Genomic DNA, 14,199 nt, shown 5'->3' on the forward strand with positions numbered 1-14,199 from the left:
TTAAGTGGTTTTACCAAAAGGTGTCTCTACGCTTAGCTCGGGCGATAATATTCTGCGGCATACGCTGTTCCAGACCATCTCTCAAAATAGCGATGCGTTTATGCTGCCTTTTATCAGCCGTGACTGAGTTATATAGCCAGCGATAAGCATCTTCGTAGTCCAGTGGACTGCCGTAATCACGCAAGAGTAACTCAGCCAGTTGAATGCGCGCATTAAGGTTCCCCATGGATGCGGCTTCGCGCAGGTAGGGTATTGCGCGCTCTTTATCTTGCTGGACCAAAGTGCCCAGAGAGTAATAGCGCCCAATTTGCTCTAGCGCAGCTGGCAATCCCTGATGAGCCGCGTTCTCCATATAGTAGAGCCCGAGTTCCACATCTTGCTCCACACAGACCCCCCAAGCCAACATGTCGCCATACAGAAACTCATACGAAGGCAGGCTGATTCGAGTCGCACGAGCAACGATGTCTTCTACCAACTGGCAGTTGTCAGCGCGTACACGCTGTAAGTGCTTATTCTGCTCAATAAGATTTATCAGTTCTGCTTCGCTATAAATAGGAACAGGCGCTCCGACTCCGACATCAGAGGCACTTGCCCGTGATGCAGCCGTCGCCAGCATCAGTAACAGTGAAGCAGCCACTGTTCGTAACTTCATAAACGTACTCTTCAAGGTGTCTGAGAAACAAAAGATCGCCGAAGGATCTGCTCTGCTTGATAAGATTATCGGCAAACCAGCCCTGAGCTTTAGACAATTTTTGCCTCTTACGGCAGAGTAACGGCAACAAATTGCCACATTGAGACGTTAATTCCACAACCGCAGCATTCCAATTCACCAAAGTATCAGACACAAAAAAACCGACCTAAAAGGTCGGCTTTCATAATCTCTAACGAGTACAGATTAAGATTCGAATGGATGAACCTTAATGATAGTTTCGTTACGGTCTGGACCAGTAGAGATGATGTCTACAGGTACGCCCGTTAGTTCTTCAATACGCTTGATGTAGTCTAGAGCGGCTTTTGGCAGGTCTTCTAGTGCTTTAGCACCAAATGTGTTTTCAGACCAACCTGGCATTGTTTCGTAGATTGGCGTTGCTTGTTCAAATGCTTCAGCCGCCATTGGAGAAACTTCTAGTACAGAGCCATCTTCCATCTTGTAACCAGTACAGATTTTTAGCTCTTCCAGACCATCTAGTACGTCTAGTTTAGTCAGACAGAAGCCAGAGATAGAGTTGATTTGGATAGCTCGACGCATTGCAACAGCATCAAACCAGCCAGTACGACGCAAACGACCAGTCGTTGCACCAAACTCATGACCAACTGTGCCCAGGTGCTTACCAATTGGATCTTGCTTGCCTAGACCATCGTAAAGTTCTGTTGGGAATGGACCAGAACCAACACGAGTACAGTAAGCTTTCGCGATACCTAGGATGTAACCGATATGACGTGGGCCAAAACCAGAACCTGCAGCAACACCACCAGCAGTCGTGTTAGAAGAAGTTACGTATGGGTAAGTACCATGGTCGATATCAAGTAGCGTACCTTGTGCCCCTTCAAACATGATCTTGTCGCCACGCTTACGAGCAGAATCTAGCTCATCAGTCACGTCGATCACCATTGAAGTTAGCAGCTCAGCGTAGCCTTTTGCTTCTTCCAGTACGGCTTCGTAGCTTACTGGTTCCGCTTTGTAGAAGTTCACTAGCTGGAAGTTATGGAATTCCATGACTTCTTTTAGCTTCTCTGCAAATGCTTCCATATCGAATAGATCGCCAACGCGCAGACCGCGACGAGCCACTTTATCTTCGTATGCTGGACCGATACCACGGCCTGTTGTACCGATAGCTTTTTTACCGCGTGCGACTTCGCGAGCTTGGTCCATTGCAATGTGGTATGGAAGAATTAGAGGACATGCTTCAGAAATGAAAAGACGCTCGCGTACTGGAATACCACGCTCTTCAAGAGGTTTCATTTCTTTAAGTAGAGCTTCAGGTGACAGTACTACACCGTTACCGATAACACATTTTACGTTATCGCGAAGGATACCTGATGGAATTAAGTGAAGAACGGTTTTTTCACCGTCAATTACGAGAGTGTGGCCTGCATTGTGACCGCCTTGGTAGCGTACCACGTACTTTGCATCTTCAGTTAAAAGGTCTACGATTTTACCTTTACCTTCGTCACCCCATTGGGTGCCTAGAACGACTACGTTATTTCCCATCTTTCCAAGTCTGATTGCTAGTTAAAAATGGATTCTAGCACCGAATCGGACTTCTTGCAGTCATTTTTTGCTCACAGGTTGCGAGGCCCAGCGCAATCAAGCATTTCAGAAGCAATACATCGCTGATAATATTTAGCTTTATAAATTGGATTAGGAAGCTTTATGTCTGAGTCGATATGGCTGGCTATAGGGCTAGTATTGATTGTTGAAGGGATTGGCCCGCTGGTGGCACCTAATGGCTGGCGAAACATGGTTGCCCAACTGAGTGAACAGCCCAATAATCAGCTGCGCCGGATTGGTGGCTGTCTGGTCGTTGCCGGAGCAGTCATCGCTATCATGATGAGTTAATCGCTGGCGGATTCGCTTTTGATAAGACCAAAAAGTGATAGGTACAAAAAAGGCTCCCAACGGAGCCTTTTTAATACTAGCGTATAACCTTACTCAGCTTTTACACCTTTCGCGTTATTCATGTACTGGAAGAAGTCGCTCTTCGGATCCAGAACAAGAATATCGTTCTTAGAGCTAAACGACTTCTCGTACGCTCTTAGAGAACGTAGGAAGCTGAAGAATTCAGGATCCTTATTGTAAGCTTGCGCATAAATATTCGCCGCTTCTGCATCCGCTTCACCTCGTGTTACACGAGCTGTTTTGTCTGCTTCAGCCAGAATCGTTGCAACTTCAAGTTCAGCTTGTGCACGAATAACTTCGGCTTTCTCACGACCTTGAGAGCGGTGCTTACGCGCTACCGACTCACGCTCAGCGCGCATACGACGGTAGATAGACTCACTGATCTCATCAGGAAGGTTGATTTTCTTCATACGGAAATCAACCACGCGAACACCCAAGTCGTTCATCGCACTGTCACGCGTGTCTCTCAGTACGTTAGACATAATGAGGTCACGTTCACCATCAATTTCAAGTGCTTTACGTGCTGCTTCAGTAGCGACAACATCAGCGCTTGCGTCTTCTGGTAGCACATCGTTATTACGTGGACCAGAAACGATCTGTTTGATTTCGCGCGCACCGATTTCAGAACGAAGAACGTCAGTGACTTTACGCTCAAGTAGTGCCTCTGCTGTCAGAGCGTTACCACCACCCGTTGCAAGATAGTAGCGACCGAAATCTTCGATACGCCACTTCACGTAGGTATCAATGATAACGTCTTTTTTCTCAGACGTTACGAAACGGTCCGCACGACCATCCATTGTCTGAATACGTGCATCAAGTTGTTTCACACGGTCAAACAAAGGCATTTTGAAATGCAAACCAGGCTCGTAAATTCGAGTGATGTCGTTGTTGTCTTTCAGAACACGACCAAATCGAACTACGATACCGCGCTCACCTTCAGGAATCACAAACAGAGACATCAGCATCAATGCCAGTGCGATTACCAATACAGGGATCATTAACTTACGCATTCTTAGTATCTCCCTTGACGTGAACCTGTTGAACGAGACTGCGAGCTCGATGTATCTTCTTGTGTACGCTCAGACTCTAGTTGAATTTGATCGTAGGTTGAAGATGACTTCGATTTACGTTTAGTGTCTGTTTGACCTTCTTGGCCTGCCAACTTATCAATTGGTAGGTAAAGTAGGTTGCCGCTTGATTCAGAGTCAATCAACACTTTAGAAGTGCTGGTATAAACCTCTTCCATTGCGTCAATGTACAGACGGTCACGGGTTACACCTGGTGCAGCTTGGTATTCTGGTAGTAGTTTTTCAAACTGTGCTACCTGACCAAGCGCTTCGTTGGTTACACGTTCGTTGTAACCTTGCGCTTCTTTCTTCAAACGCTCTGCACGACCGGTTGCTTTCGGTAAGATTTCGTTCTTGTATGCTTCAGCTTCACGAATGAAACGCTCTTCATCCTCTCGTGCTGCTATAGCATCATCAAACGCATCTTTGACTTGCTCTGGTGGACGTGCAGACTGGAAGTTCACGTCGACAAGCACTAGGCCCATATCATAGCTATCAATGATTTGGTTCAGTGTTTCTTGCGTAGTTTGACGAATTTGCTGACGACCACTGGTTAGAATACTATCCATCAATGAGTCACCAATGACTGCACGTAGTGCAGAATCCGTTGCTTGACGTAAGCTATCGTCTGCATTGGTTACGCGGTACAAGTATTTGTACGGGTCAGTAACACGGTACTGAACGTCCATCGCTACCGTTACTACGTTTTCATCTTTAGTCAGCATAAGACCAGATGCACGAAGTGAACGAATCGCCTGTACGTTAACCGCTTCATACTCATCAATAAAGCGAGGGCGCCAGTTAAGGCCAGGCTCTACGATACGATCGTATTTACCTAAACGCAGCACAACACCACGCTCTGCTTCACCGATAGTGTAAAAACCAGCGAAGAACCAAACCGCAACAGCAATAAGCGCAATCACACCAAAACCAATTGCACTACCACCACCGCCGAGTGGAGAACCACCGCCGCCTTTTTTACCAAACTTTCCGCCCAGCTTCTGACTCAGTTTATTGAACACTTCATCTAAATCTGGCGGACCTTGATCTCGGCCACCAGGACGCTGGTCACCACGATTATTATTACCCCAAGGGTCTTTATCGCGGCCATCATTGCCGTTGTTATTTCCAGGCTCATTCCACGCCATTAGAAAGCTCCATCATTTGATATGACGTTATACTGTAGCAGTCCTTTAAGTGACTATAAAGCCAGTCAAAACTGCCCCTTCTCTTTTTTCAAGTCTAGACCAATCTACTTGCTGCATTCGAATATCGATCAACAAGTTACCATCCTGGTCGTATTCTTCACGCTGAATACAATTCATTTGGAAGAATGTACTACGGAACCGTCCTTGATACTGTGGAGGAATACACAACTGATGCTCAACCATTTGTGACGCCAGACGTTCCGTCAGCGCTTCAAACAGGAGCTCGATGCCCACTCCTTCCATTGCAGATACCCAGACCGAACGAGGTACGCCTTCCTCATCACGCTCTATACGTGGTTTCTGCGATTCTAGATTGTCGATTTTGTTCATGACGACGAGACTTGGCACCTCGTGCGCGTCGATCTCTTCTAGTACTTCATGAACAGCTTGAATATTCTCACGAAAACGCTCATCACTGGCATCAACAACATGTAACAAAATGTCAGCTTCTTGCGTTTCTTGCAAGGTAGCTTTGAAGGCTGCAACTAAATCGTGAGGCAAATGTCGAATAAAACCAACCGTGTCAGCAAGTATGGCCGACCCAACATCCGCTAACTCAATCTTACGTAATGTAGGATCCAAAGTAGCAAATAACTGGTCTGCGGCATACACGCCGGCTTCGGTAATGCGGTTAAACAGTGTCGACTTTCCCGCGTTGGTGTAGCCCACGAGTGAAATAGTTGGTATTTCAGCTCGACTTCGGGCGCGACGCCCTTGTTCACGTTGCTTGGCCACTTTTTCTAAGCGGCGCAAGATGGCTTTAATTCTATCACGCAATAATCGACGGTCGGTTTCCAGCTGGGTTTCACCAGGACCACGTAAACCGATACCCCCTTTCTGCCTTTCAAGGTGCGTCCAACCACGAATCAAACGAGTAGAGATATGACGAAGTTGAGCCAGCTCTACCTGTAGCTTACCTTCATGTGTTCGTGCTCGTTGAGCAAAAATATCGAGGATGAGACCAGTGCGGTCGAGAACTCGACATTTGCACAGTGTTTCGAGGTTACGTTCTTGGGCAGGAGAGAGGGAGTGATTAAAAATCACAATTTCAGCACCAGTTAATTGTACCGCAGCAGCAATTTCCTGGGCCTTGCCCTCTCCGACATAATACTTCGGGTGTGGGGATTGACGACTACCAGTTACCACTTGTAGCGTCTCTACCCCAGCAGAAGAAACCAGCATTTCGAACTCAGCCAGATCTTCCCATTCACCTTCTTGCGTGAAGTTGATATGAACAAGTACGGCTCGCTCACCGGATTCATAACGGTCAAACAAGCAATCAACTCCTTACTTTATAACTATTTGATGAAGAATTAATCTTCAGATTTCTCTTGTGGACGATCACCTTGGCTACGTTCACCGCTGTGGTGGCTCACTGGACGAGCCGGCACAACTGTTGAGATCGCGTGCTTGTAAACCATTTGGTTAACCGTATTTTTCAAAAGGATCACGAACTGATCGAATGACTCGATCTGACCTTGTAGTTTAATACCGTTTACAAGGTAGATAGATACTGGGATACGCTCGCGGCGTAACGCGTTTAGAAATGGGTCTTGTAGAGATTGCCCCTTAGCCATTTTTATTTTCCTTATTTAATTTGTAGTTGTAATTATTTAGCTAGTGGTGCAATGCAAAAAGTACTGCTTTTGCATCTGAGCTAAACGAGTAAAAATGCACTCTAAGTAATTAGCAGCATAGTCTAAAAACCGCCAACTACCGTTCCTTCGAGAGCGCTTTCACGCAAAAACGATCACATTATACACAGCTATCTCAATCAGATGCTATTGCTTCCGAAATGGTTTCGAGAGCCTGTTCAATGTTCTCACTATCCAACCAAGTTAAGTCATCCCAGCTGCGTAACCAGGTGATTTGACGCTTGGCCAATTGACGAGTCGCACATACACCACGAAAAACGGCGTCTTCGCGCGTACAGTGCCCGTCTAAATACTCCCACATCTGTCTGTAACCAACGCAACGTATAGAGGGAAGATCTGGGTGAAGATCTTTGCGCGAATATAGCGCTTTCATTTCATCTTCAAAGCCCGCTTCCATCATTTTTTCGAAGCGCAGTTCAATGCGACGGTGAAGTTCTGCCCTATCCTTGGGAGCTATTGCAAACTGCTTGACTCGGTACGGCAGGCTGTCACCTTTGGTTTGAGTCAACTCAGTTAAAGTTTTACCTGAAATTCGAAAAACTTCCAATGCCCTAGATAAACGCTGAGGATCATTAGGGTGAATTCTTTCGGCAGAGACAGGATCAACGACTTTGAGTTCATCGTGCAACACCGACCAACCTTTAGTCAATGCTTCTTGTTCAATTTGCTGACGAATTTCAGGATTTGCAGCAGGAAGAGGTGATAAGCCTTCAAGTAATGCCTTGTAATAGAGCATTGTACCGCCAACAAGTAACGGAATTTTTCCTTCTGCAACAATGTCATCCATTGCCTGTAACGCGTCACGACGGAAGTCCGCTGCGGAGTATGACTCGCTCGGATCCAAAATATCAATTAGTCGGTGAGGCGCTAAGGCCAACTCACGCTCATCAGGCTTGGCAGTCCCGACATCCATTCCTTTGTATATTAAAGCGGAATCGACGCTGATGATCTCAACCGGAAACTTCTGGCGAAGTCTAATCGCGAGTTCTGTTTTACCTGATGCAGTTGGCCCCATTAAAAATAGAGCCAAGGGTAGTTTTTCTGTCATGGTGTTAATTTGGCTATCGTGGCAGAGAAATCAACAGCAGATACAAACTGGGTATCGTCTAGTGGCAATTGGCCGTGTCTTAGCTGTTCAAGTTCCGCAATAATTTGAATGGCTTCGGAGAGAGTATAATGGCTTTTTACTGTCGTTACCTGCAAAGCAAGCCAATCGATCAGCGCAGGAAGCATTTGCGTAGTAGCCTTCTCCCCCCTAACCCACGTTTGCGCGTACGATAACAGATCTGGTAGCAAATTTTGTAAGTTTTGTTGGCGTAATGGTGCTGGTACGCCCATGACCATTAATGTCTTGTCATTTCTGGCTTTCAATTGGATACCAAGTTGAGCAACATCTTGTTGATAATCCATCGCCAGCTTGACCAGCTCTACGTCTAACTTTATTGACAGAGGTACAAGTAAAGGCTGTGCTTTTAATGCGCCTTCACTTGGCGTTAACTGCCCTTTGACTCGGTAGAATTCCGCTCGAGGCAATGAAACTAATGCTGCACCACTGTCACTGTTCATTAAAGCAAACTGCTCATCCACCACTGCCAGGGCTTTCCCCAATGCCGTCACTTGAGGAAAATTTGCCGGCTCGGCCGATACAGTGGTAGCTGCGCTCGCTGTCGTTTGAGGCTCAAAGTCTGGCGTTTTCAATAGTTCATGATAAGCACGAACTTCTTGTTTCGTCGGAGCCGGCTCGGCATGACGCTCTTTGTTCGGCGTCGGTTTCGGCGTCGGCTTAGATTCAACCCAGTCTGAGCGATGGTAAGAATCGGGTTGTCGGGCTTCTCGCACAGAAGACTCTGAAGAGGACCGCTCACGTGATTTCGCCTCGTAGTCACTTCGGCCAGGATAAGCCGGTGTTTTTTCGATCGCTTGATAGACTTGCTCAGGGACCGGGGACGACACCTTGTCTTCTTCTATTGAAGACTCTGGGGCAGCGTCGTATTCCTGACTAGGTTGAGAGGGCTCTGCGTGATGAAAAGCAGATTCATTAACGTGTGGCTTTTCGATCACTGCACTTTGTACCAGTGCATCCGCTAATGCCTGATAGATAAAGTCATGCACCAATCGTGACTGATGGAAACGTACTTCATGTTTAGCGGGATGAACATTCACATCGACCTGATGAGGATCGAGTTCAATAAACAACACGTATGCCGCAAATTGATCGGGCTTCAAGCTCATTTCGTAACTCTGACGAATCGCATGATTTATCAGCTTGTCACGCATCATGCGCCCATTCACATAGCAATATTGCAAGTCACTTTGCTGCCTTGCACCATCAGGTGTCGTTATCCAGCCATGCAGTTTTAAACCTTGATGCTCCAACTCGATACGCAGCATATTGCGGACAAAAGTATTGCCACATACCGCAGCAATACGTTTTTCAGTTTGCAGTTGGTTTTTTGCCGCTCGATATTGGCGAATAATTTTCCCATTATGACGAACGTTAATAGACACATCAAAACGGCTCAGTGCGATACGCTTTAATAGCTCATCAATGTGGGAGAATTCCGTTTTCTCGGTACGGAGAAACTTACGACGTGCAGGGGTATTGAAGAAAAGATCCAGCACTTCTACTGTGGTGCCAATAGGGTGTGCGGCAGGTTGCAGTTTGACCTGCATCTCACGGCCTTCGGAATACGCACTCCACGCCTCTTCTTGTGCCGCAGGACGAGACGTTAAAGTCAGACGTGAGACCGAGCTAATACTCGCTAAAGCCTCACCACGGAATCCCAGGCTCATGATGGCTTCTAAATCATCCAAACTATGAATCTTGGACGTTGCATGACGACTTAAAGCCAAGCCTAGCTCATCTTTCGCGATCCCTTTACCGTTATCACGAACACGGATGAGCTTAGCACCACCTTTCTCAATATCGATATCAATACGGGTGGCGCCAGAGTCGAGACTGTTCTCCACCAACTCTTTGATGACAGAGGCAGGTCTTTCAACCACCTCCCCTGCCGCTATTTGGTTAGCGAGTCTGGCTGGCAGAATTTTAATCGTCATAATGCGTTAAAGCTCACTTACTTATTTGGAATTATCAACACTTGTCCTACGGCAAGTTCATCTGAACGTAAGTTATTCGCTTCACGAATACTTTGCACGCTCACGTCGTACTTCGATGCGATCTTACCAAGGTACTCACCACGTGAGACTTTATGTTTACGGATTGGCTTATCTTTTACCGCAACCGTCACCTTCAGCTTCTGACCGACCCACAACGTATCCGATTTGAGATTATTTTCGCGGCGGATATCAGAAACTTTCACTTTGTAATGATTGGCAATCTTACCTAAGAATTCACCTGATTTAACGGTGTGAGTGATTGTTTCTGTCTCAACCGTGATCGGCTTGCTTGGTACTTGAATGCTACCTGCAGACGGAATTCGCAGTTTCTGACCTATCGCTATGCCAGTCGATTTCAAGTTATTTGCAGACATCAACGCTTTCGAACTTGTCCCGTACTTATTCGCAATCACCGATAAAGATTCACCGCGCTTAACAGTATGTACCATCGGCTTCGATGAAGGTGAGAATACGGTACCTTCTGGCGGGTTATCCTTCAGATATTTGACCACCGCCTTAGATATCGACTGTGCTAACTTGTCTTGATGTGCACGCTGGAACAACAGTCTCTCTTCGGTTGGGTTTGAGATAAAACCCGTTTCGACTAATACCGATGGAATTTGCGGCGAGCGCAACACGGCCAAACTGGTATTAATAGGCTTCTTGTTGTGTAAGTGAGCCACACGCCCCATTTCACCAAGGATCTCTGTCGCCAGCCTGTAACCTTCCTTCTGAGAGTGACTAAACTGCAGATCCAACAACGTTTGGTTGACGTTACGATCTTTGGTGTTGCTGACAAACGCGTTGCCAGAGCCACCTAAAAGCTCAGACTGCCTTTCGTGGTTCTCTACCCAACGGGCAATTTCTGTATTGGCACGACGTGTATTGAGTACGAATACCGAACCACCACGTGGTTTTGGAGACGTAAACGCATCGGCGTGAATTGAAATCAGCAAGTGAGCGTCATTCTCTCGGGCTATCGCAACACGTCGGTTTAAGTTTACAAAGTAGTCCCCGGTACGCGTCAATCGAGTCTTGATACCCGGAGTGGCATTTAGCTGGGCCGCAATTTTACGTGAAATACTTAATACCGCGTCTTTTTCATATTTACGACGAGACGGGCCAATAGAACCAGGATCCTCACCACCATGACCAGGATCGATAACAATCAACACCTCTTGAGCACGCTGTACTGAGCTCATGTCTTTACTGGTTGTGGTTTCCTGTTCTGACTTAGGTGCGGCTGTCGCCGTTTTATTACCATGGGGAAGATCGATAACCAAACGATGACCATATTGTCCGCCTGGAGTTGGACTCAATTTAAATAGCTCAGCTGGAACGCTTTTTTTCAGCTCAAAGACCAGGCGATAAGTGCCCGTTTCCGGAGGTGAGCTTTTTCTTACCCGCTTCAATACAGGACTATCAGATACCGTCACTGGCAATTTTGCTTGCATGGTGGCGTCTTTCAAATCCACAACCAGTCGATCCGGTTCGGACAGTGAGAAATAGGAGTAATCCGCTTCCGAGCCTAAATCGATGACAACACGAGTCTCATCTGGTGAAGGCCAAACTCGAAAGCTTTTAACGACGTTAGCAAACGCTAAACTGGGGATGATAAGGAGAAAAGTGGCGACAAACGTCGCCACTACTCTAAAATTTGAAAAACTCAACATAGCTCCAATCGACTGAGTAACTGCACACCATAATCATTATTCGCGGTTAGATCGGCGATACGCGCTTCGCCTTGGTAGCGAATATTCACATCAAGGTCTGGCTCAGGCAGTAAGCCTTGCCCTTTTTCCGGCCATTCCACCAAACAGATCGCATCATCAGTGAAATAGTCACGAATTCCCATGAACTCTAACTCTTCAGGATCCGCAAGACGATAAAGATCGAAATGGTAAACCTGCCACTTATCCAGCTGATAAGGCTCAACCAAAGTATACGTTGGGCTTTTTACATTTCCTTGATGCCCAAGAGCACGGACAAAACCACGACTAAAGGTTGTTTTACCTGCGCCCAAATCACCATGCAGATAAATTGTCGTTTGTTGAGAACAAAGCTGAGCCAGAGCGGTGCCCAGTGCGACCGTTTCGTGCTCATCTTTTAAATTAAATTGTTTCGTGCTCATTAATGCTTCTCTTACTAATGATCGTTGACTATATAAAAATCAAAAGAACAGGAATAGTAAACTGTGTTGGTTTTGAGAGACAAGCTTTCAAATGTCATATGTGCGAAAAAAGTAGCCACAAAACGGTATCTTAGTTTGTCAGCGTTCAACTTCAAGCAATAAGCGTTTCGCTCTCCAATATAAGAAAGCAGCAGATTGCAAAAGGTTCCATTATAAATACCACTATTTACCATACTTTTATAAGTTTGACTTTACGCTAGAACCAATACGATAGATCCGTTAAGATCCGCCCCCCATTTATCTCGGTGGTAATCATGAACTACGAACAACTCGCACAGCAAATCAAAATTTGGGGAAAAGAACTCGGCTTTCAGAAAGTGGGGATCTGCGACGTTGACCTAAGTGAACATGAAGCAGCACTGCAACAATGGCTTGATGCCGGGTATCACGGTTCTATGGACTGGATGGCTCGCCACGGAATGATGCGGGCGAGACCACAAGAATTACTCCCAGGCACTGTACGTGTTATCAGTGCACGTATGGATTACCTACCACCAGAAGCACAATTTGCTTCGAGCCTAGCCAATAAAAACCACGCCTATATCAGTCGCTATGCCCTGGGACGTGATTATCACAAACTAGTAAGAAAGCAGCTCAATAAGCTTGGAAAATTAATCGAAGAAGAAGTCGGGAAGTTTGGTTACCGCCCTTTTGTTGATTCTGCCCCTATATTAGAACGCCCACTCGCACAGAAAGCCGGGTTAGGCTGGACAGGGAAACACTCACTGATTTTAGATAAAGACTGTGGGTCTTGGTTCTTTCTTGGTGAACTGTTGGTTGATTTACCGCTGCCGACTGATCAGCCAAGTGTCGATCAGTGTGGAAAATGCAAAGCGTGTATTACCTCATGTCCGACGCAAGCGATTGTAGACGACAAAGTGGTGGATGCACGACGTTGTATCTCCTACCTGACCATCGAATTCGATGGCATCATTCCAGAAGAATTTCGAAAACCAATGGGGAACCGAATTTACGGCTGTGATGATTGCCAGCTGGTGTGTCCATGGAATCGATATGCCGATATAACCGAACAAGAAGATTTTCACCGCCGTGATAGTTTTCAATCCCCAGATTTAGTCGATATGTTTAACTGGGATGAAGCCACTTTCTTAAAGAATATGGAAGGCTCCGCGATTCGCCGAATTGGTCACCTACAATGGTTGCGTAATATTGCTGTCGCACTGGGCAATGCAGACTACAGTAAACGCGTCATAGATGCGCTTACCTCACGTCAGGGAGAGAGTGACTTACTCGATGAACATATCAACTGGGCATTGGAGCAGCATCTAAACCAAACTCCGGTCAGTGGCGCTGAGTCAATTGAAACGAAGAGGAAGCGTTTAATCAGGGTTGTAGAGAAAGGCCTACCGAGAGATGCGTAAGGCGTAGCCTATATGCAAAAGATTGAAATACTTTTTATATAAACAATCCATGACCTCGTTCTCAATTTTGTAATGTGGAAAAAAATTTGAGATTCGATAAAAAAGAGGTTGAAAAAAAAAGTTAAACACAATCCCAGTAAATGACTAGGATCAAAAAAACACAATGTAATGATCGTATTTTAACAACCAAGATCTATGCAATTACCCACTTTTTCTTTACTTAACAGCAAGTTAAATTAAAAACAAGCCACGATTCAAACAATTGAAAAAGAAAAGATCTTCGTTTACTAACAAATAATTTCAAGCTAAAAACACTTTATCAACCAAGTTATCCACAGAACGCTGTATGTGGATAAGTCTGTTAATGAAAGGTAGCACAACCCTCTGCACACCAGAGTACTCTTGTGTCTGCAGATTCATATTATGTTTTCAACACAAACGAAAACGTCCGACATCATATAATGCGGATTAAAATTTATTTTAGGGGAGTTATGCTTCACAGCATGATGAAAAGAGCGATGTGGATTGGTTGCGGAAGCCTGGGATTTGAACCGAGCGGCGCATCCGTCGACGGCCTGAGAGTTACGCGATAAAACCATAACCAGACTGTCTTAAAATTGGTTGCGGGGGCCGGATTTGAACCGACGACCTTCGGGTTATGAGCCCGACGAGCTACCAAGCTGCTCCACCCCGCGTCCGTAATCATCATTCAAAGCATGATGAGCGCTTATACTGTCCACTCAGAAAGAAAGTGGAGCGACACACGAGGTTCCCTATTCATAAACAAAAAGGCGTGACCTCAACCTTGGTAAGGTAGTGCTCTATAAACTGAGCTAGTGTCGCATTTCGTCACCGTTAAGCACGATGAAGGCTATCAAATTGGAGCGACACACGAGGTTCGAACTCGTGACCTCAACCTTGGCAAGGTTGCGCTCTACCAACTGAGCTAGTGTCGC

Annotated in this window: 12 protein-coding genes and 3 tRNA genes; 2 read left to right on the forward strand and 13 right to left on the reverse strand. The window is 46.0% G+C overall.

Annotated elements, in window-relative coordinates:
- Positions 1–10: 10 nt before the first annotated feature.
- Together motX and RXX31_RS23050 are read right to left on the reverse strand one after the other, a co-directional pair.
- Positions 11–652 (reverse strand): flagellar protein MotX, encoded by a 642-nt coding sequence (motX, locus tag RXX31_RS23045; protein ID WP_317591982.1) that lies wholly within the window; start codon positions 650–652, stop codon positions 11–13.
- 243 nt (positions 653–895) lie between these two features.
- Positions 896–2,212, reverse strand: a complete 1,317-nt coding sequence (locus tag RXX31_RS23050; RefSeq protein ID WP_317591983.1) for an adenylosuccinate synthase — start codon at positions 2,210–2,212, stop codon at positions 896–898.
- 162 nt (positions 2,213–2,374) lie between these two features.
- On the opposite strand from RXX31_RS23050, the gene RXX31_RS23055 reads away from it, so the two are divergent.
- Entirely contained in the window at positions 2,375–2,560 is a 186-nt protein-coding gene (locus RXX31_RS23055) for a DUF2065 domain-containing protein (RefSeq protein WP_317591984.1), read from the forward strand.
- 89 nt (positions 2,561–2,649) lie between these two features.
- Here the strand turns inward: RXX31_RS23055 and hflC are convergent, their stop codons facing one another.
- From hflC to tsaE, 8 genes are all read right to left on the reverse strand, one after another.
- Positions 2,650–3,630: a protease modulator HflC gene (gene hflC, locus RXX31_RS23060; RefSeq protein ID WP_317591985.1), complete on the reverse strand. Its 981-nt coding sequence runs from the start codon at positions 3,628–3,630 to the stop codon at positions 2,650–2,652.
- Positions 3,631–3,632: 2 nt separating this feature from the next.
- Entirely contained in the window at positions 3,633–4,835 is a 1,203-nt protein-coding gene (hflK, locus tag RXX31_RS23065; protein WP_317591986.1) for an FtsH protease activity modulator HflK, read from the reverse strand.
- Positions 4,836–4,880: 45 nt separating this feature from the next.
- The gene (hflX, locus tag RXX31_RS23070) at positions 4,881–6,170 is read right to left on the reverse strand and encodes a ribosome rescue GTPase HflX (RefSeq protein ID WP_317591987.1); all 1,290 of its coding nucleotides are present in this window, start codon (positions 6,168–6,170) and stop codon (positions 4,881–4,883) included.
- A 38-nt stretch (positions 6,171–6,208) separates the two neighbouring features.
- Positions 6,209–6,472 (reverse strand): RNA chaperone Hfq, encoded by a 264-nt coding sequence (gene hfq / locus RXX31_RS23075; RefSeq protein ID WP_182011619.1) that lies wholly within the window; start codon positions 6,470–6,472, stop codon positions 6,209–6,211.
- Positions 6,473–6,665: 193 nt separating this feature from the next.
- On the reverse strand, positions 6,666–7,598 hold the full coding sequence (gene miaA, locus RXX31_RS23080; protein WP_317591988.1) for a tRNA (adenosine(37)-N6)-dimethylallyltransferase MiaA: 933 nt from the start codon (positions 7,596–7,598) through the stop codon (positions 6,666–6,668).
- Positions 7,595–9,610, reverse strand: coding sequence for a DNA mismatch repair endonuclease MutL (gene mutL, locus RXX31_RS23085; protein ID WP_317591989.1), 2,016 nt, complete (start codon positions 9,608–9,610; stop codon positions 7,595–7,597). Before mutL ends, miaA begins: the two co-directional genes overlap by 4 nt.
- Before the next feature lie 17 nt (positions 9,611–9,627).
- Positions 9,628–11,343 carry a LysM peptidoglycan-binding domain-containing protein gene (locus tag RXX31_RS23090; RefSeq protein WP_317591990.1) on the reverse strand — a complete coding sequence of 572 codons (1,716 nt, stop codon included), beginning with the start codon at positions 11,341–11,343 and terminating at the stop codon, positions 9,628–9,630.
- Entirely contained in the window at positions 11,337–11,801 is a 465-nt protein-coding gene (gene tsaE / locus RXX31_RS23095) for a tRNA (adenosine(37)-N6)-threonylcarbamoyltransferase complex ATPase subunit type 1 TsaE (protein ID WP_317591991.1), read from the reverse strand. The genes RXX31_RS23090 and tsaE overlap by 7 nt, the downstream gene beginning before the upstream one ends.
- Before the next feature lie 314 nt (positions 11,802–12,115).
- Here tsaE and queG point away from each other — a divergent pair, with 314 nt between their 5' ends.
- Positions 12,116–13,243: a tRNA epoxyqueuosine(34) reductase QueG gene (gene queG / locus RXX31_RS23100; protein WP_317591992.1), complete on the forward strand. Its 1,128-nt coding sequence runs from the start codon at positions 12,116–12,118 to the stop codon at positions 13,241–13,243.
- 618 nt (positions 13,244–13,861) lie between these two features.
- On the opposite strand, the gene RXX31_RS23105 is transcribed toward queG, so the two are convergent.
- The 3 genes from RXX31_RS23105 to RXX31_RS23115 form a co-directional block, all read right to left on the reverse strand.
- Positions 13,862–13,938, reverse strand: a tRNA-Met gene (locus RXX31_RS23105).
- 57 nt (positions 13,939–13,995) lie between these two features.
- Positions 13,996–14,086: transfer RNA gene (locus tag RXX31_RS23110), tRNA-Gly, on the reverse strand.
- Positions 14,087–14,123: 37 nt separating this feature from the next.
- Positions 14,124–14,199: transfer RNA gene (locus RXX31_RS23115), tRNA-Gly, on the reverse strand.

The sequence above is a fragment of the Vibrio sp. EA2 genome (assembly GCF_033042495.1).
In the GTDB taxonomy this organism is placed as follows: Bacteria; Pseudomonadota; Gammaproteobacteria; order Enterobacterales; family Vibrionaceae; genus Vibrio.